At 40.9% G+C, this 16,878-nt stretch carries 16 protein-coding genes; 7 read left to right on the top strand and 9 right to left on the bottom strand.

Annotated elements, in window-relative coordinates; translation table 11 throughout:
* Positions 1 to 2: 2 nt before the first annotated feature.
* Together ACMUMQ_RS01095 and ACMUMQ_RS01090 are read left to right on the top strand one after the other, a co-directional pair.
* A complete protein-coding gene (locus tag ACMUMQ_RS01095; protein ID WP_414680210.1) occupies positions 3 to 518 on the top strand; it encodes a hypothetical protein in 516 nt (171 codons plus the stop codon).
* A 13-nt stretch (positions 519 to 531) separates the two neighbouring features.
* Positions 532 to 1,005 (top strand): hypothetical protein, encoded by a 474-nt coding sequence (locus ACMUMQ_RS01090; protein ID WP_414680209.1) that lies wholly within the window; start codon positions 532 to 534, stop codon positions 1,003 to 1,005.
* A 72-nt stretch (positions 1,006 to 1,077) separates the two neighbouring features.
* On the opposite strand, the gene ACMUMQ_RS01085 is transcribed toward ACMUMQ_RS01090, so the two are convergent.
* The gene (locus tag ACMUMQ_RS01085) at positions 1,078 to 2,331 is read right to left on the bottom strand and encodes a multidrug effflux MFS transporter (RefSeq protein ID WP_414680208.1); all 1,254 of its coding nucleotides are present in this window, start codon (positions 2,329 to 2,331) and stop codon (positions 1,078 to 1,080) included.
* A gap of 253 nt (positions 2,332 to 2,584) precedes the next feature.
* On the opposite strand from ACMUMQ_RS01085, the gene ACMUMQ_RS01080 reads away from it, so the two are divergent.
* Both ACMUMQ_RS01080 and ACMUMQ_RS01075 read left to right on the top strand, forming a co-directional pair.
* Positions 2,585 to 3,148 carry a TetR/AcrR family transcriptional regulator gene (locus tag ACMUMQ_RS01080; RefSeq protein WP_414680207.1) on the top strand — a complete coding sequence of 188 codons (564 nt, stop codon included), beginning with the start codon at positions 2,585 to 2,587 and terminating at the stop codon, positions 3,146 to 3,148.
* Between the two features lie 73 nt (positions 3,149 to 3,221).
* Positions 3,222 to 3,725 carry a hypothetical protein gene (locus tag ACMUMQ_RS01075; RefSeq protein ID WP_414680206.1) on the top strand — a complete coding sequence of 168 codons (504 nt, stop codon included), beginning with the start codon at positions 3,222 to 3,224 and terminating at the stop codon, positions 3,723 to 3,725.
* A gap of 58 nt (positions 3,726 to 3,783) precedes the next feature.
* Here ACMUMQ_RS01075 and ACMUMQ_RS01070 read toward each other — a convergent pair whose 3' ends face one another.
* Together ACMUMQ_RS01070 and ACMUMQ_RS01065 are read right to left on the bottom strand one after the other, a co-directional pair.
* Positions 3,784 to 4,746 carry an alpha/beta fold hydrolase gene (locus ACMUMQ_RS01070; RefSeq protein ID WP_414680205.1) on the bottom strand — a complete coding sequence of 321 codons (963 nt, stop codon included), beginning with the start codon at positions 4,744 to 4,746 and terminating at the stop codon, positions 3,784 to 3,786.
* An 18-nt stretch (positions 4,747 to 4,764) separates the two neighbouring features.
* On the bottom strand, positions 4,765 to 5,412 hold the full coding sequence (locus ACMUMQ_RS01065) for a TetR/AcrR family transcriptional regulator (protein WP_414680204.1): 648 nt from the start codon (positions 5,410 to 5,412) through the stop codon (positions 4,765 to 4,767).
* A 300-nt stretch (positions 5,413 to 5,712) separates the two neighbouring features.
* On the opposite strand from ACMUMQ_RS01065, the gene ACMUMQ_RS01060 reads away from it, so the two are divergent.
* The gene (locus ACMUMQ_RS01060) at positions 5,713 to 5,916 is read left to right on the top strand and encodes a DUF4250 domain-containing protein (RefSeq protein ID WP_414680203.1); all 204 of its coding nucleotides are present in this window, start codon (positions 5,713 to 5,715) and stop codon (positions 5,914 to 5,916) included.
* 466 nt (positions 5,917 to 6,382) lie between these two features.
* Positions 6,383 to 8,074, top strand: coding sequence for a methyl-accepting chemotaxis protein (locus ACMUMQ_RS01055; protein ID WP_414680202.1), 1,692 nt, complete (start codon positions 6,383 to 6,385; stop codon positions 8,072 to 8,074).
* A gap of 53 nt (positions 8,075 to 8,127) precedes the next feature.
* Here ACMUMQ_RS01055 and guaD read toward each other — a convergent pair whose 3' ends face one another.
* The 3 genes from guaD to dbpA form a co-directional block, all read right to left on the bottom strand.
* Entirely contained in the window at positions 8,128 to 9,429 is a 1,302-nt protein-coding gene (gene guaD / locus ACMUMQ_RS01050; RefSeq protein ID WP_414680201.1) for a guanine deaminase, read from the bottom strand.
* A gap of 141 nt (positions 9,430 to 9,570) precedes the next feature.
* A complete protein-coding gene (locus tag ACMUMQ_RS01045) occupies positions 9,571 to 9,954 on the bottom strand; it encodes a VanZ family protein (protein ID WP_414680200.1) in 384 nt (127 codons plus the stop codon).
* 8 nt (positions 9,955 to 9,962) lie between these two features.
* Positions 9,963 to 11,345 (bottom strand): ATP-dependent RNA helicase DbpA, encoded by a 1,383-nt coding sequence (gene dbpA, locus ACMUMQ_RS01040; protein WP_414680199.1) that lies wholly within the window; start codon positions 11,343 to 11,345, stop codon positions 9,963 to 9,965.
* Positions 11,346 to 11,559: 214 nt separating this feature from the next.
* Here dbpA and ACMUMQ_RS01035 point away from each other — a divergent pair, with 214 nt between their 5' ends.
* Complete coding sequence (locus ACMUMQ_RS01035) at positions 11,560 to 13,851, top strand: bifunctional diguanylate cyclase/phosphodiesterase (protein WP_414680198.1); 2,292 nt, start codon at positions 11,560 to 11,562, stop codon at positions 13,849 to 13,851.
* A 44-nt stretch (positions 13,852 to 13,895) separates the two neighbouring features.
* Here ACMUMQ_RS01035 and ACMUMQ_RS01030 read toward each other — a convergent pair whose 3' ends face one another.
* Genes ACMUMQ_RS01030 through ACMUMQ_RS01020 form a run of 3 tightly spaced genes read right to left on the bottom strand, consistent with a single transcriptional unit; the run spans position 13,896 to position 16,877 of the window.
* Entirely contained in the window at positions 13,896 to 14,831 is a 936-nt protein-coding gene (locus ACMUMQ_RS01030) for a LysR family transcriptional regulator (protein ID WP_414680197.1), read from the bottom strand.
* Between the two features lie 37 nt (positions 14,832 to 14,868).
* The gene (locus ACMUMQ_RS01025) at positions 14,869 to 15,879 is read right to left on the bottom strand and encodes an ABC transporter ATP-binding protein (protein WP_414680196.1); all 1,011 of its coding nucleotides are present in this window, start codon (positions 15,877 to 15,879) and stop codon (positions 14,869 to 14,871) included.
* On the bottom strand, positions 15,876 to 16,877 hold the full coding sequence (locus tag ACMUMQ_RS01020; protein WP_414680195.1) for an ABC transporter ATP-binding protein: 1,002 nt from the start codon (positions 16,875 to 16,877) through the stop codon (positions 15,876 to 15,878). Before ACMUMQ_RS01020 ends, ACMUMQ_RS01025 begins: the two co-directional genes overlap by 4 nt.
* Position 16,878: the final 1 nt, after the last annotated feature.

Raw genomic sequence — 16,878 nt, 5'->3', positions numbered from 1 at the left:
TTGTGGACTTTTTAAACTGGGCCGAAATGTCGCCCATTGGTGAATGGGTATCTACTTCTCTTTGGGGATACCCAATTGCCTTAACCTTGCACACGATTGGCATGGGAACGCTGGTAGGACTTGCGTTGATGATTTGCTTTCGAGTGTTGGGGCTTGGTCAAGGCATGTCTCCTCGGCGCTTATTGGTTTATTGGAAATTGGCGTTGATAGGCTTTGTGATTAATCTTGCTTCCGGTACGGCGCTGTTTTTCGGCAGCGCGACTACCCTTTGGGAAAGCTGGCCGTTTCGGATAAAAATTATTTTTATCGCAGCAGGCTTAGTGGGAACTCATTGCTTAGTGAAAGGCCTGACAAGAACAAAGCGTATCTCGGTAGGAAATATGCCGGAGGGTTTGATCTCATTGGGGCGAATGTCGGTGGGACGGTGCATAGGAAAACAGAAAGCCTTGGCGTTACTTGTGATTGTTATTTGGATAACGGCTTTAGTTGCAGGGCGCTTGATCGCGTATATCTTTTAAGGTGGTTTTTACTATGCAAATCCAAACGCTTGTTCAGTGGATGAGTGACACTGCGCTGAATCACTATATTGTGAATCACAGTTATGTTTGGCCATCATTAGAAAGCTTGCATTTCATCGGCTTGTGCTTGCTGTTTGGGTCTTTATTATTGATAGATTTACGAGCGTTAGGCGTTGCTTCTACTGTTCCATTTTCAGCCGTTGAAAAGTTTATTCTGGTATCGATATCAGGTTTCGTTATCAACCTAACAACAGGTATTGCCTTTCTCTTTGGTGATCCAGACCGATATTTCGATAATCCATCATTTCAGCTAAAAATGCTGTGTATATTGTTAGCCTTGTTAAACGCCTTGTATTTTTCATGGCGATTGAAGAAACGAAGCGACACTGAAAAGTTCTCAGCAGATATGAAATTTGCTGCGGGATTCTCGCTTGTTCTTTGGGTTGCTGTGATTGTCTTTGGACGTTTGATTCCATACGTTGAATGACAATCACCGAAGATGAGACTTTTTTGAACCAAAAATGGCGAAACCGTTGTGTATCGGCTTCGCCATTTTTATTTATGTTGCAGGGTTTTCATTAGACGTTTCGTCAGAAATTTCAGTTAAACGTCCTTTTTCCGCCCAGTACATTATGCCTAGCGCAATGCCTCCCATCAGAACAAAATTCCCTGAAATAGGGATCAATGTGTTGTTGTACATTTGACCAACAAGCGTACCGATGCCCATAGACATAAGAGACGATATAGAACCGATGACCGCAGAGGCAATGCCTGCAACGTGTCCCATTGGTTCCATGGCTAATGAGTTAACATTGCCGAACAGCAAACCAAAGCAGAAAAAAATCACCGCTGCATAAATCAAGAACATCCATAAGCTGATGTCTACAAAAGCATGCAGAATCAAGAAAACCAGAGACGCTAAAACAGTGACTGTCATGGCTTTAAAAGCGATGATTTTTGCTCCGTGTTTCTCAACAATTCTTGAGTTCATTAAAGAGGAAAAGCCGAGTACCAAAGCCAGTAAACCAAAGTAAACTGAGAACATATTACCGGTTTCAAATTGCACCTGAAAAATTTGCTGTGAAGAGTTCAAATAGCCAATAAAGCTACCAAAGAATAAGCCCATACAAACTGTGTAGCTGGCGGTGATTCGATTGGTTAGAACCTCTTTAAAACCATCTAAAAAGCCTTTTTTTGAAAAGGGAATTCGGTTTGATTTGGGCAAGGTTTCTTTTAATCGGAAGGCAACCCAGACAACAATCAAAATCGCATAAAACATGTAGAATTCAAAAATACTGCGCCAGTCTGCAATGAATAAAATACCTTGGCCAATGGTCGGAGCAAAAGCCGGCACGAGGACAAATATCATCATAACTAATGACATGATGCGTGCCATTTGAGCGCCATGAAATAAGTCTCTGACTAAGGAAATAGCCGAAATATAAGGGCCTGCGACACCTAGCCCCTGAATGAAACGGCCAAACATTAAGACTTCCAAGGAGTTCGCTTTGTAGCAAATGATGGTGCCAACAATATACAGAGCAAAACCACCAAATAAGATTGGACGTCGTCCTAGTGCGTCAGACAATGGCCCACAAATTAATTGCCCTAATGCCATGCCAAGAAACAGCATACTAATAAGCAGCTGCGGTTGGTTTGCTGTTGTGGCATTCAGGTCAGAACCAATGATGCCTAAAGCTGGCAGAAGTGCATCAATCGAAATCGCAACAATCGACATTAATGATGCGACTAGGATAGTGAACTCAGTTGGTGATATTCCAGAAGAGGTCGTGTCGTTGTGAGCATTTTCCATATGATATCCAAACTAGAATGAGCCTTGTGAAGGATAGCGAGCAAAATCGAATCCCTTGATGTCGCGCATTATACTTAGGCTTACTTTGTATTAGTTTGTTTCAATGTGCACAAAATAAGGAAGTGAGTTGAGGGAAATATGGAGAAAGGCTCAATGCTCTCTAGCGGGGGGAGTTGAAAAATAAAACGTCCTCCTTCATCAATAGGTTAGAATAGGCGCTATAAACAGAATAATCGGCAGTAGAGATAAAACAATGGCAAGAGGAAGACCCAGTAAAAAGGCACACATTATTGATGCGGCTTGCGTTCTATTTTCTAAACAGGGTTATCAAAGCACCAGTATTGACCAAGTTGTGTTAGCAGCTGAGGTATCAAAACCGACGGTTTATAGTAATTTTCCAACAAAACTTGTCTTGTGGGAAACCGTGCTTGAATCTCTTATTGAGCGTGCCAAAGAAGACATGAGTGCTTGCTTACATTGTTTACAAGAAAGTAATGATTCGACTTTCACAAAAGGTTGGGTAAGTCTTTGGCAAGTCTGGGTTGAGAAAGCCGAACGTCTGGCTGTGTATCGGGTTTTATTGGGTGAACAGCATAAACTAGAAGCGTCAACGCTTGTGTTGTTTGATCAATTTGAAACGGTTTTAGAGTCCATGTTGAAGCGCTGGATTGAAGCCTGTCATGTGTCGCAAGACTCATGGTTTTTGTTGAAAGCCATCAGTAAAGAGGCGCTATTAATGCCTGTGTTGTTGAATCAAAATCGTATGAGTTCAGATCAGCTTACTTTGCTTCTAGAAAAATCGATAACGACCAAGTAGAGATATGGAATGTTAGTGCTGACTGCGCTATTTATAGAGAATGGAAGTGGTTTCGTTGCTTTGAGGAGCCATTATGCATCACAGCGAAAAAGAGAAAATTGCACTAGAGCATGACGCTGCCAAGTTGTTTATGCGTTGCTATGAGCGTAATACTGGTAAACCTATTCGCCATATTTGGCACAATGACCCTATGCGTCCAGATGTTTCTTGCTTATTTGAAGGTGAGCGTTTGGATATTGAAATTGCTCATCTTTATGGTTCGGAAGAGGAAGCCATGGAAGTGCTAGGGCGAGATCTCAGTGAGAAAACCAAGCAAATATTAGCCCAGCTCAAAGAAGAACCTGCCGATGAACGGCTGCTTAAATCCCTAAATCGTATTTTAGAAAACAAATCGAGCAAACGATATAAAACAGAACGTGTTTGGCTAGTCATCCGCAATACCCACCCAGCTTGGAAGCAAGAAGACATCAAAGCTTTAGAACATCTTATTACTATGCCAGAGCCTCATGTATTTGAAAAAGTCTGGATACTCGGTGACATAGAAGGAAAAAGCGGTATCGTTCGTATTTATCCTTAATTTAGTTAGATTATTTATGATTGATGAAATGAAATGTCGACCCTAGATGGCCTTGTTATTATCTAGCTAAAAAGGGAGTGATAACGGCTAAACTCCATTTGGGGTTAAGCGTTATCATGTTATGTCCCATTTTTTCAGCTTTAATATGCACGGTTTGTGCTGGCATTTTAGGTTGGTGATACTGCTGCTGAAATTCATAGCCAAATACACTGCATTCGCTACTTATCATCATGAGTTCGCCTTGATAATCTAATAGGCCATTGGTTAAGTCATGGGTGAAGCGTGCTGGATGACTCATAATTGGTTTGAGCATGGTATTAAAGGCTTCAAAGCCACCTCGAATAAAGGCGTTTTTAGGCATGGATTGACCTTGACACTGATAAGGTGAATTCGGTTTGTTCTGATTGAGTATTTTTGTCATTACATAGTCAAAACCTTCATCTCCATCTAGTTTTTTTACAAACGGATAAACACTCATGTGTTTAATTAGAGTAAAAAAATCAGCAACAGATTGAGTCCTTTTCATGACTTTTACAAATTCGTGAGCGGCTTCAGGGTAGAGCATTCCAGGTTCAATAATCACAGCATGTGATACTTTCTCTGGATGGGTAGATAGATAACCAGAAACCAGCATTCCTCCCCAGGAATGACCAATAAGCTTTACTTGGTTTCCCATAGAAAAATGATCGACCAGAGCATTAAGGTCATCAAGGTTTTGCTCCACTGTCAGTTGAGATTTCTTCACTCTAGGAGATAAACCACTGCCTCGTTGGTCATAAAAAATCACTTTATGGTTCTCAGCTAAAGCGCTCAAGGATCTAAGGTATTGAAAGTCACCACCGGGTCCTCCATGAACAACAATAACAACTGGGTTTTCATCTTTTCCTTTTATTAATGTGTGAAATGAGTAGCTATTTATGTTGGTAAAAGAAAGGGTGTTGTCATGAGTGACTGTTTTGGGGATTTTGACACAGGCAACTAAGTTGACGCCCATCAATAACGTTGTTAATAGCTTATTCATTTTTAATCCCTATATGAATCACGAAGAAAATTTATTGATTGCACCATGTTTAAATAGACTGAGTTGTTGATTGTAAGCGGCTTGTATTTCCTCTAATGGATTTTTGTGAAACATGATTGGAACGGAAAAAAAGGTGGCTGCCAAAGACACAGTTAAGGTTTTTATATCACTGTTATTGGGAAGTTCATGGTTTTCAATGGCTTGTTGGATAGTGATGGACAGTAGTGTTGTTAAGTCTTCTGTCATTACCGTTTCGATACCCTGATAGTTAGGGTAGGCGACTAGCTTATCTTCCTCGTTTAATGGTGGAAGATGGATGATTTTTGAAGCCTTGGCTTGTAATACAAGAATCTCTGCCATGAGTTGTGGTTGATTAGCACATATTTTCGCAGTGAGATCGAACAGTGCATCGATAGCGCCTAAACCTACAAGTTTTTGTTTTGTTAAAATTTGCCAGTGCATATCAACTACCCACAATTGAATGTAATAAACGAGAATGTCACTTTTCTGTGGGAAGTAGTTGTAAAAACTTGCCTGAGAAATATTTGTGTCGAGGCAGAGGTCACTTATTTTAATTTTCTCAAATGCTTCTTTATGCATTCTTTGTAATAAACATTTGAGAATGGCTTGTTTGTTTTGTGCTGTTTTAGTTGCGCGTTTGTTCATTGCTTCATCTCATTTAAAATTGTAGTCAGCTATAAGTTTAATGTATCTTCTGATAATTTTAGAGTCAACTATAAGTTTAAATTGTGCGAATAGATAAATGGGCTAAGTCAAAAAATTGTGTAAGGAATGACAATACGAAATTGTGCTAAGTGGGTTTTGGAGTTCGAACTATTGCAATGCCAGCTTCCATAGCTGATTACATTAATAGAAAATGAGTGACTAAAGTCTTTCTAGTGAGAGAGACGAAGTGCAAGTGATAGACAGGACAGTCATTAATAATTAACAATGTATAGGTGTGAGATGTTATCTAAAAACAATTTAGAAACAATGGACGTTAATATTTTATTGAGTGTCGTAAATATGAAACTACGAAATGACTTTGGTTCGCTTGAATCGTTATGCTCAAGCTTTGAGGTAGATAAGGGGCAGCTTGTGGCGAGACTGAAAAAAGAAGGGTATGTGTATGATGAAGAGCATAAGCATTTTTATCATCCAGAAAAATAGAGTCAGGAACAGACATATTTTAGATTGTCTTCAGCCACTAGTCCGCCTTTTATAACGATTACACCTTTAATTCCATATTCATTAATGGCTTCAGCTAAATGTAGAGAAATGGTGAAGCCTTCTTTAACGACTTCTTTGGTTGGATGTCGTATTTTTTGTGTAGCTTGCCCACTAACTTAACAATATCGAATGTATCCATTCAATCAGTTACTTGTCCTGTAGCGAATGCATTGGAGCCTTTTAAATACAAGAATGAAGAAACAAGAATATGACCCCGTAAAAGTGGTTTATATCTAAATCTGTTTAAGTTATCTGGAAAGGAATATGAGCCAAAGCATAGTGTTTGTATTATTACAAAACACAACATGATGAGACACTTACCGTACGCTAAAAGACTACAACTATACCTTGTTTTGTAAGACTATTTTACTTAAGAAATACTGAAAAACTCAGAGTGGAAAGAAATATGATGAACAACTTTAAAATAGTGCACAAAATATCTATGTTGACGCTAGCTCAAATCATAGTAGTTATATCTCTGGGTTGGATAACCTTGTCTCAAACGAAAAATATCGGCAAAGAGATCGTTGATATTGCAGAAATTGATGTTCCTTTAACCAATATACTTACTCAAGTTGCTGAACATCAACTTCAGCAGGTTATTTCATTTGAGAGAAGTGCTTTTGAAGCCTCTTTGGTTTTGGTTGGCAAAAGTAAACAGGAAGCTGTTTTAAGTGAGATTGAGAGATCTAAAGCACTTTCTGTCAGTATTGCAAAGGAATTGCATGAAGCAAATGAGTTGGTTGAGAGTGCAATTAACTCAGCACAAACTCAATTTACGGCAGATAAGTTTTCTGATTTTAGTCAGGTTTTAAAAACCATTGAAGAACATTATGTCACTTTGCATAGTGAAACCGTGGCGATTCAGGAAAAAATAGGCAAGGGCAAAGTTTTAGAGAGTGTTGATGAAATTCATTTGCTTGAAAAACACCAGACAGAATTTGATCATGAATTATTAAATGCTTTACATCAAATTCAAGAGTTTACAGCCACATCGGCGAAGCATGCTGAAGAATACGAACTTAACGCGATTTATATGATTTCAGTGGGTTTAGTGATTTCTGTGATTGTTTCCATTTTGTTAGGTGTTGTGATTGGGCGAACTATTACGAAACCCATTAATGAATTAAAAGTTCAATTAGAGGAAGTGTCTAATGGAAATGGTGATCTTACTGTTCGTCTAAATAAAACGGGTAAAGATGAAATCGCTTCGGTTTCTCGGTCTTTTGATAGATTTGTCGAAAAACTGGCGGTAACCATGTTACAAATTGGGTCGTCTAGTGTCGCTTTGCAAGAGCTCTCTAAGATCTCTGTTGACCTAATGAACCAAAATGAGAAGAACATACAAGAGCAAGGTCATGAAACAGAAATGGTTACTCATGCTGTGACAGAAATGAGTCTCGCAACAGATGAAATATCACAAAGTACAGCGAAAGCATCAAATCTTGCTGAAAAAGTGAAGCATAGTGTTGAAGAAGGTAAAGATAGTGCTGCAACAACACAAAAAATTATTAATGAAATGGCCGCTGAGGTGTCTAAAACTTCAAATGATTTAGAGGCCCTAGCAGAAGAAACAGAGAATATAGGTACGGTTTTAGAAGCGATTCAGGGTATTGCTGAGCAAACCAATTTATTGGCTTTGAATGCAGCGATTGAAGCGGCTCGTGCAGGTGAAACAGGTCGAGGTTTTGCCGTTGTGGCGGATGAAGTCCGTACTTTGGCTCAGCGTACTCAAGAGGCTACTGTGAGTATTCAAACCTTAATTGAAAAATTACAATTAGGTGCAAAAGATGCCGTTGCTAGCATGTTAGCAGGTAATCAAAAAACGGAAGAATGTTTAAAATACAGTAATGAAACTGTTAGCATATTTAATGAGGCCTTTGAGGCGGTGAATAGTATTTCTGACCTGAATATACAAATTGCTGCTGCTGTCGAAGAGCAGTCTCAAGTGGCAAAAGATATCCATAAGAGTGTTGATAACATCCAAGAAATCTCGGTCAATACGACAAAAGGTACACAGAAGTGTTCTGAAGCGAATAGTAGTATGGCGACCAGTATTGATGAATTAAATCAAAGCATACAGCAATTTAAAGTATAAATTATTCAACAACATGTGAAGACAACGTCTTCACATGTTGTTGTGTTTTGACCTCAGCGTTTATGTACGCATTGTCCTGCAGAGTAGGTCGCTTGTATGGCTCTGTCATCGCCAATGGTCATGAGGACAAACAAAGACTCTTCAATGCCTTTCGAAAGTGCCAAACGCGATTCCAATAATGGTGTGCCTTTGGTGTCTAAAATAAGAAAATCCGCTTCTGTTCCCACCGCAAGGTTACCAATTTTATCTTCTAAGCGAAGGGCTTTCGCGCCACCTAATGTGGCAAGGTAAAGGGATTTAATTGGGCTGAGGTTTTCGTTTTGTAATTGAATTACCTTGTAAGCTTCATTCATGGTTTGCAACAAGGAGAAGCTGGTTCCGCCGCCTACGTCTGTGCCTAACCCTACGTTAACCTTATGTTCTTCTGCTTTGTTTAGCTTAAACAATCCGCTGCCAATGAATAAGTTGGATGTTGGGCAGAAAGAAATGGCTGAGCCTGTTTCGTGCAGTCTGTGGTATTCGCTGTCACAAAGGTGAATGCCATGAGCAAATACTGAGCGTTCGCTTAAAAGCTTGTGCTGATCATAAACGTCTAGGTAGTTTTTGCTGTCAGGAAACAGCTCTTGTACCCAAGCGCATTCGTCTTTGTTTTCAGAAAGGTGCGTGTGAAGGTAAACGTCGTCGTATTCGCTTAGTAATTTACCAGCAAGCTGCAGTTGTTCGTCTGAGCTGGTGGGCGCGAAACGCGGTGTAATGGCGTAGTGCAAACGACCCTTGTTGTGCCAAGTATCGATGAGCTCCTTGCTTTCTTGGTAGCTGCTTTCTGGCGTGTCCGTTAAGTAATCTGGCGCGTTGCGATCCATCATGACTTTGCCACAAATCATGCGAAGGTTATGCACTTCACTGGCTTCAAAGAAGGCGTCTACAGAAACTTTATGAACTGTGCCGAAAACCAGTGCGGTGGTTGTGCCGTTGCGAAGTAGCTCTTTTAGAAAACGGTCTGCCACATCTCGAGCATGGGCTTTGTCGCTGAATTTACTTTCCTCAGGGAAAGTATAAGTGTTCAGCCAAGTGAGTAATTGTTCGCCGTAAGAACCGATCATATCGGTTTGAGGATAATGAATGTGAGTATCAATAAACCCCGGTGTGATGATGGCGTCTGGATAATGTTCAACCACAAGGTCGTTTGGTAAATCGGCTAATAAGGTGTTGGCATCCCCAAGGGCGTGGATTTTATCTCCACTGACAACCAATAAACCGTCTTCGAAATACTCATAAGCCGCTTGGATGCCGACGTCTTTTGGGTCTGCGATGCAATGAACAATGGCGGCGCGCCAGGCTTTTAGTTGGCTCATGATGTCTCTCTTTGATGTTTTGTAAAATAGAAATTTGACCGAGTGGTTATACTTTATCAGTTCTTTTCAATGCTTTCATTATGACAGAAAGCAAAGTGTACGAAATTTCTATTTTTCTATTGTTTGATGGGTAAGCGAAAGCTACTTCAATGAAGGAAATCGAGTCAGAATAAATCTAATAACAAAGACAATGGCAACGCCTAAGGCATCGGCATAGAAATCAAACCATTCACCGTAACGGTTAACACTTGGTTGTATCAGTTCAATCGCGCCACCCCAAAAGATGATAAACAACGCCATATAAGTGAAACGCTTTATTGAGCCGAAAGCACACATGATCGCCCAACCACCAAAGCCAATAATGTGATGAAGCTTGTCTGAGCCCGGAGCAGGTGGGAGGTTCTCCGCAGGTAAAAGTGTTGCCAAACTGATGATAAGCCCACCAAGAACAAAACCGGCAGTTTGCACTGCCGGAGAGCTGAACAATCGATAGAAACGGAGGAGTAATGCTTTATCTATGACCATAAAGCCGTTTAGCGTAAAATACGCGCGCGAATATTACGGCCTTTGATTTTCTTGTTTTCCAATTCTTTAACGACTTTTTTAGCAACATCATTATCGACAGAAACATAAGCGCGGAAATCGAAAATATCAATTTTACCTACTTGGTTTTTATCTAAACCTATGCCAGCTGTGAGCGCGCCAAGAATATCACCGGGACGTAGTTTATTTTTACGACCCGCATCAAATGAAATGGTGGTTTTCTGTGGAATCAAACGATAGTGAGCGTCTGCTTGTTCAAGTTCAATAAAGTTTGCTGTAGTGGAAAAGCGCTCTTCAATGTCACGAACTTTGTAATCGTCTTTTGATGTGACCAAGTTAACGGCAATACCGGCTGCGCCCGCACGACCGGTTCGACCAATGCGGTGAGTATGAACGTCTGTGTCGCGTGTTGTGTCGTAGTTCACCACAAGATCCACTTCTTTCACGTCGATACCGCGAGCGGCAACATCGGTTGCCACTAGAACACAGCTACTTTGGTTACTGAAACGAACCAATACTTGGTCACGGTCTCTTTGTTCAAGATCGCCATGAATGGCTTGCGCGGCAACTTTGTGGTCAACCAGCCAGTCTGCGACCGCTTGGCATTCGGCTTTTGTGTTAGAGAAAACAATCGCTTGGCGTGGTTCAAAATGTTGTAGCGTCGCTAATAAGGTTTCGCACTTATCTTTGTTTTCACTGCGAACAAAAAATTGTTCTATGTTGGGTTTTAAATCTTCGTCAGCTTCAACCTTGATGCTAATCGGATTGTTTTGGAATTCTGCACTGATAGCTTCAATGTCGTCCCCGTAGGTAGCAGAGAATAACAAGGTTTGGCGATTACTTGGTGTTAACTCAACCACTTCACGAATGCTGTCGACAAACCCCATGTCTAACATGCGATCTGCTTCATCTAGTACTAAGGTGTTTAGTGCATTTAATCGCAAAGTACCTTTGCGAAGGTGTTCCATCAAACGTCCTGGTGTGCCAACAACAATGTGCGCACCGTGTTCCAAGGAGCCAATTTGTGGACCAAATGGCATACCGCCACACAAACTCAATACTTTGATATTGTCTTGAAAGCGCGCCACCTTGCGGATTTCTTTTGAAACTTGGTCTGCAAGTTCACGAGTCGGGCACATTACCAAAGCTTGTACACCGAAAAAGCGCGGATTTATTTTCAGTAATAAGCCAATGGCAAAAGCAAGGGTTTTACCGCTGCCTGTTTGAGCTTGAGCAAGAATGTCTTTGCCATCAATAATAGGCGGTAAGCTTTGTTCCTGAACAGGCGTGAAAGAAGTGAATCCCATGTCTGATAGTAAAGCAGTCAGTTTGGTTGGGAGGAGTTTGGTTAAAGTATGGTTAAATTCGGTCACAAAATGCCTGTCTAGAATAAGAGTTGATGGGCGAAGGATAACAGAAATACACAGTAAATACTTTTCTTCACCATTTACACCGTGTTGGAGGAGAACTTTTTAGGTAAAGTAGTTGTTAAGGGAATGAAACAGTCACCCAAGTATTTTATTTAATAATAATGAGTCAATAATGATTACTTTAAAAAATTGCGTAAAAAGCAAAAAAGCCCATTATATGATTTTTCTTATTGTACTTTTGTGTGGCGTATTCAGCAGCCTTGGTATCTATTTCGAGTCTGCAAATCACATAGAAAGAGATGAAAAGTTTTCTAGCATGGCCTTTACTCGTCAGCTAGATGATGAGCTACAAAAGTATTCATCTTATGCTTCCGCTATTGCTTCTTTAATGCAATCTACTCGAGAACAAATCACGCCAGAGCATTTTGCTCATTTTACTCAAGGCCTATCAGCCCCTTCCAGCATAGGTTTTTATTTTGCTCAATATGTCCCGAATAACAAACGAACCGAATACGAGAGCTCGCAAAAAAACATATTAGGAAATGACTTTACGATTCACCCAGAAGGCGATCGTAAGGAGTATTTGCCAATCGCATTAGGCTATCCGGATAAGCTTTCTTACGGCTCAGATATTTTGTCTCCTCTACATAAATATCTGGGGGCGGTAAAAGCGTCACGAAGCTCTCTTACTTATACCTTGTCTGAACCCATGATTGTGTCTTTCCCTGGTTGGGCTGAAAGCGCATTCTCTGACACTTTGGTAATAAGGCTGCCAGTATATTTGCCTGTCGGGTTACGTGCAGGGAAAATGACTGATCCATCAGGCTTTCATGGCATAGTTGGTGTGTACTTCAGAGTAGGCACGCTTCTTAACAGTTCCGGTGCGTTAAATAGCCAAGATTTGCTTTATCGTATTGCTGATGTGACATCAAAAGGAGATCCAGTTTGGTTCTCGAGTTCGGCAAATGTCGCAGAAACTACTTGGAATGATGACGAGTACAATACGGACTATCTTTCTTTTGCCGGTCGTCAGTGGCGAATTGACACACTTTATTCCGCTGATGCGAGACCTAATGTTTCATGGGGATATGTTATCAGCCCCTTTGTTTTCTTTATGGTGCTTGCGTGCATTCTGGCTTTTTATACTCGAAAACTCTCTCTCATCTACCATTCAGCCTTGGCAGCGGCCACTCAGCGACTTGAGGTTGATGAACTGACAGGGCTGTTGAGTCGTTATCGAGTGCAACAAGTTCTTGATGAGTTAATGGCTGACTGTCAGAAAGAGGATAAATGGTTAGCGACTCTTGTATTAGATTTAGATCATTTTAAAACGATAAATGACGCCTTTGGTCATGAAGTGGGCGATAAGTTGTTGGCAAAAGTGGCACAACGCTTGACGGCTTCTCTGCCAAATGAAGCGATTATTGGCTATTTAGGAGGAGACGCTTTTCTTGCTATTGTCACCGAAGATGATGCTCAAGATACAGTGAAACTCAAAGAGCTGGTTAAAGAGGTTATATTACAAATTAGTCAAAGCTATTTTGTTGACAGCCGTACTTTGAATATAGGTTGTTCGATAGGTGTGGCGTTGGCTCCAGACTTTGGTGCCGATGCCGTTACCTTGATAAAAAATGCTGATATGGCAGTGTATCAAGCGAAGAATTCTGGGCGAGCAACCTATCATTTTTATGATGGAGAAATGGGTAAAAAGCTAGTTCGCAACGTACGAATTGAATCTCGCTTGAGACATGCCTTAGCAAACGAAGAAATTGAATTGCACTTTCAGCCCAAAGTAGACATCGTGACTGAGCGCTGCGTCGGAATGGAAGCACTATTGCGTTGGAATGATGAAGAGTTAGGTGCTGTATCCCCAGCTGAGTTTATCCCTCTAGCTGAGCAAACCGGTATTATCCTTCCTTTAGGTGAATGGGTTATTGAACAAGCACTCAGACATATTGTTGAGTGGCAAGAGCAGGGTATTTGTGTACCGCCAATTGCAATTAACTGTTCTGCGGCTCAGCTGAAAAGAGTCGATTTCCTACCTAAATTATTGGACTTATTAGACAGATATAAAGTAGATCCGGGCTTATTAGAAATTGAAGTAACAGAATCTATTTTGATTGAAGATGCCGAAGGCTGTGCTGAATTACTACGACAAATTAGCCGCTTAGGAATCAAGTTAGCGATTGATGATTTTGGTACTGGCTATTCAAGTTTGAGTTACTTAAAAGATCTTCCTTTCGACTATATCAAGATCGATCAAGTCTTTATTCGGGACATTATTGAAGACCATAATCACGCGGCGTTAACGCATGCGATCATTGTTTTAAGCCATAACTTGAATTTAAAAGTGATTGCAGAAGGCATTACAAATATCGACCAACTAATCATGCTGCAAGAGTTTGGCTGTGACATTGGCCAAGGTTACTTCTTTAGTAAAGCATTAGGTGCTAACTCAATGGGCACAGACCCTATGATACTTGCTTTGAATCAACAGGATTCCCTTTAGTCTAAGAGCTTCTTTCCGTCACTAAGTGACGGAATACTAAAGACTTACAATGAATTATTATTCCGTACTTTTTCTTTTAATGCTTCCCAGAATTGGGTGAGATTTGGGTTATGGTTTAGCTTGGATCGATACAAACGAATCTCTAGCGGGATATGCCAATTCTCTTCTCCTGCAATGGCAATCTTTCCATAATTTAAAGTATCCGACATAAGGCGTTGTGGAATCCAGCCAATGCCATAACCTTCTTTCACCATGGCTTTTATGCTGACTGAATGATAATTCTCAGACAAAGTTTGTAGTTGCGGTATGTCTCTTTGTCTTTGTATGTGGTGATGGATAACAGGCTGTAAAAATGAGTTTTCATAATAGCCAATATAAGGAAGAGGCTTGCGTTTTGTGCCTGGTAGGGGGAACTTGGGCTCCCCGGAATCATCTGTCGCGCTGCATGGGATAAGCGTTTCCTGTGCTATAACAATGTGCTCATATTGTTCGTCATCAAGAGCGCGAATAAAATTGATAGCAGGGTGCCAATAACACAGCATGATATCGCATTGCTGATCCATTAATGAGTTAATGAAGTCGATACCTAACCATGAACTTGACTTCATATTGATGTCTAAATCCATTTCTATAGACTGGCAAAATGGCTCAATCACTTCTTTATAAAAACTCAAGAAGAGAGTTTGTGTGGTCACAAAGCGTACTTGAGACTCTTCTTGTTTTTTAATTTCCTGACAACGTTCTTTCGTGTCTCTGATTTGTCGAGTGATGAGCTCGGCACTTTGCAAAAAGACTTCGCCTGCTGGTGTTAGTGACAAAGGCAGAGTGTTTCGGTCAATTAGAATAACGCGCATTTCTTCTTCGAGTAATTTAATACGTCGACTAAATGTTGGCTGCGTTACGTTCTGCTCGTCAGCTGCACGAGAAAAATGACGTGTTTTTGCGAGTGCAATAAAATCCTCAAGCCACCTTATTTCCATGTGACCTCCTTACGGCAAACAAGAGAAAACAACTGAATCATATTCTCTCCTCCTCAACAGCATGGCAGGCGACACTGCTAGAATCACTCTGAAGGAGCATGTTTGGAGACTCTTCATAGCAACGTTGGTTCGCATAAGGACAGCGGGCTTGGAATACACATCCAATAGGCTTTTCAATTGGCGTTGGGACTTCACCAATTAATTTAATGGGTTGTGTCGCGTTGCTATCTAAGCGTGGAATGGCGGATAAAAGCGCTCGAGTATAAGGGTGCTTAGGGCGGCTAAATAAGTCATTTGTTGACGCTAATTCACATATTCGCCCCAAATACATAACCGCAACGCGGGTCGCGAAATGCTCCACAACAGCAAGATCATGGGTGATAAAAAGATAGCTGAGGTTATGTTCTTCCTGCTTGTCCATCATTAGATTTAACACCTGAGCTTGAACAGATACATCTAATGCAGACAAAGGCTCATCAGCAACAATGAAATCAGGCTCCACTGATAGGGCACGAGCAAGACTAATACGTTGGCGTTGTCCTCCTGAAAATTCATGAGGGTAGCGATCTGAGCTTGATGCTGAGATACCAACTGACTCTAAGAGAGCATCAATTTTTTCATCGATTTCAGTTCTTGTGAACTGAGGGTTATGAAATGCAATAGGCTCGTTTAGTGTCTGATAAATTGTCATTCTTGGATTTAATGACGCATAAGGATTCTGAAACACCATTTGCATGCGTCGGCGGAAAAGCATGCGTTGTTTATTGTTTAAGTGATCAATGCGTTGATCAAGATAATGAATTTCACCTGAAGTGGGTGTTGTCAGGCCCATAATAGTTCGGGCGAGAGTAGATTTACCGCAACCAGTTTCACCCACGATACACAAAGTTTCACCTTGATAGATAGTCAGGTTGACGCCATTCAAGGCATGTATATTGTCTTTGAGGTATCTAAATTTACCATTTTGAAAACGCCATTGTTTGAGCCAACTGTCGTTGCTAGCGAATGCTTTTTCGAGGTTGCTGATTTGGATTAAAGGTTGGTTCATTCATTAACCTCCAAATCCTGAGCAGAAAACTCATTCACCATATCTTCTACAAGAAAGCAGGATACGCTAGAAACGCCGCTGTGAATAAAGTTTGGTTGCTCTTGTTGGCATTTCTCTGTGGCATAAGGGCATCTTGGGTGAAAAGCACAGCCCGTTGGGCGCTCTGTTAATGAAGGCATGCTGCCTTGAATTTGGTTCAAGCGTTGCCCTGGTAACGTCATTTGTGGCAAAGCATTCAATAAACCTTGCGTATAAGGGTGTTGGGGGTCGTTAATGATTTCTAACGTAGGCCCTTCTTCAACAATCCGCCCTGCATACATAACCAGCGTTCGTTCAGCTACTTTAGAAACTACGCCGAGATCATGGCTGATTAATATCAAAGCCACGCCATTATTATGGCAAATATCCAATAATAGCTGGAGTATTTCTGCTTGAATGGTGACATCCAATGCTGTGGTTGGCTCATCGGCAATGATGATATCTGGGTTGAGTAGAAGAACAGACGCGATGATAACCCTTTGTCTCATGCCGCCAGACAACTCATGTGGGTACTGGTCAAAGCGTTTTTCTGGCGATGAAATTTGGACATGCTGGAGCTTTTTGATGGCAATGTTTCGGGCATCTTTGTAGGTGATTTTCGTATGACTACGAATGGTTTCTACTAGTTGATCGCCAATAGTGATGACAGGGTTTAATGTCATCATTGGGTCTTGAAATATCATTGCGATGCGCTTGCCACGGACTTCTTGTAACTGGCGTAAATTCATTTTGGTGATTTCTTTTTTTTCCAATTTCACAGAGCCTGACTTGATAAAACCAGGCTTACTGATGAGATTTACAATAGAGAAACCTAATATAGATTTACCAGCTCCAGATTCACCTACAATAGCAATACGTTCTCCTCGATTCAGAGTGAAACTGACGTCAATTAAAGCCGCGAGTTCTCGCTTTTTTACTTGGAAGCTGACGTGTAAATGGCTAACGCTAAGTAGATTCATA

It is taken from the genome of Marinomonas algae (assembly GCF_047525555.1).
Taxonomy (GTDB): domain Bacteria; phylum Pseudomonadota; class Gammaproteobacteria; order Pseudomonadales; family Marinomonadaceae; genus Marinomonas.
This window is presented reverse-complemented; position numbering and strand designations above follow the sequence as displayed.

Coding starts and splice junctions, on each gene's coding strand:
- ACMUMQ_RS01090 (WP_414680209.1), top strand. CDS start 532: ATGCAAATCCAAACGCTTGTTCAGTGGATGAGTGACACTGCGCTGAAT.
- ACMUMQ_RS01085 (WP_414680208.1), bottom strand. CDS start 2,331: ATGGAAAATGCTCACAACGACACGACCTCTTCTGGAATATCACCAACT.
- ACMUMQ_RS01080 (WP_414680207.1), top strand. CDS start 2,585: ATGGCAAGAGGAAGACCCAGTAAAAAGGCACACATTATTGATGCGGCT.
- ACMUMQ_RS01075 (WP_414680206.1), top strand. CDS start 3,222: ATGCATCACAGCGAAAAAGAGAAAATTGCACTAGAGCATGACGCTGCC.
- ACMUMQ_RS01070 (WP_414680205.1), bottom strand. CDS start 4,746: ATGAATAAGCTATTAACAACGTTATTGATGGGCGTCAACTTAGTTGCC.
- ACMUMQ_RS01065 (WP_414680204.1), bottom strand. CDS start 5,412: ATGAACAAACGCGCAACTAAAACAGCACAAAACAAACAAGCCATTCTC.
- ACMUMQ_RS01060 (WP_414680203.1), top strand. CDS start 5,713: ATGTTATCTAAAAACAATTTAGAAACAATGGACGTTAATATTTTATTG.
- ACMUMQ_RS01055 (WP_414680202.1), top strand. CDS start 6,383: ATGATGAACAACTTTAAAATAGTGCACAAAATATCTATGTTGACGCTA.
- guaD (WP_414680201.1), bottom strand. CDS start 9,429: ATGAGCCAACTAAAAGCCTGGCGCGCCGCCATTGTTCATTGCATCGCA.
- ACMUMQ_RS01045 (WP_414680200.1), bottom strand. CDS start 9,954: ATGGTCATAGATAAAGCATTACTCCTCCGTTTCTATCGATTGTTCAGC.
- ACMUMQ_RS01035 (WP_414680198.1), top strand. CDS start 11,560: ATGATTTTTCTTATTGTACTTTTGTGTGGCGTATTCAGCAGCCTTGGT.
- ACMUMQ_RS01030 (WP_414680197.1), bottom strand. CDS start 14,831: ATGGAAATAAGGTGGCTTGAGGATTTTATTGCACTCGCAAAAACACGT.
- ACMUMQ_RS01025 (WP_414680196.1), bottom strand. CDS start 15,879: ATGAACCAACCTTTAATCCAAATCAGCAACCTCGAAAAAGCATTCGCT.
- ACMUMQ_RS01020 (WP_414680195.1), bottom strand. CDS start 16,877: ATGAATCTACTTAGCGTTAGCCATTTACACGTCAGCTTCCAAGTAAAA.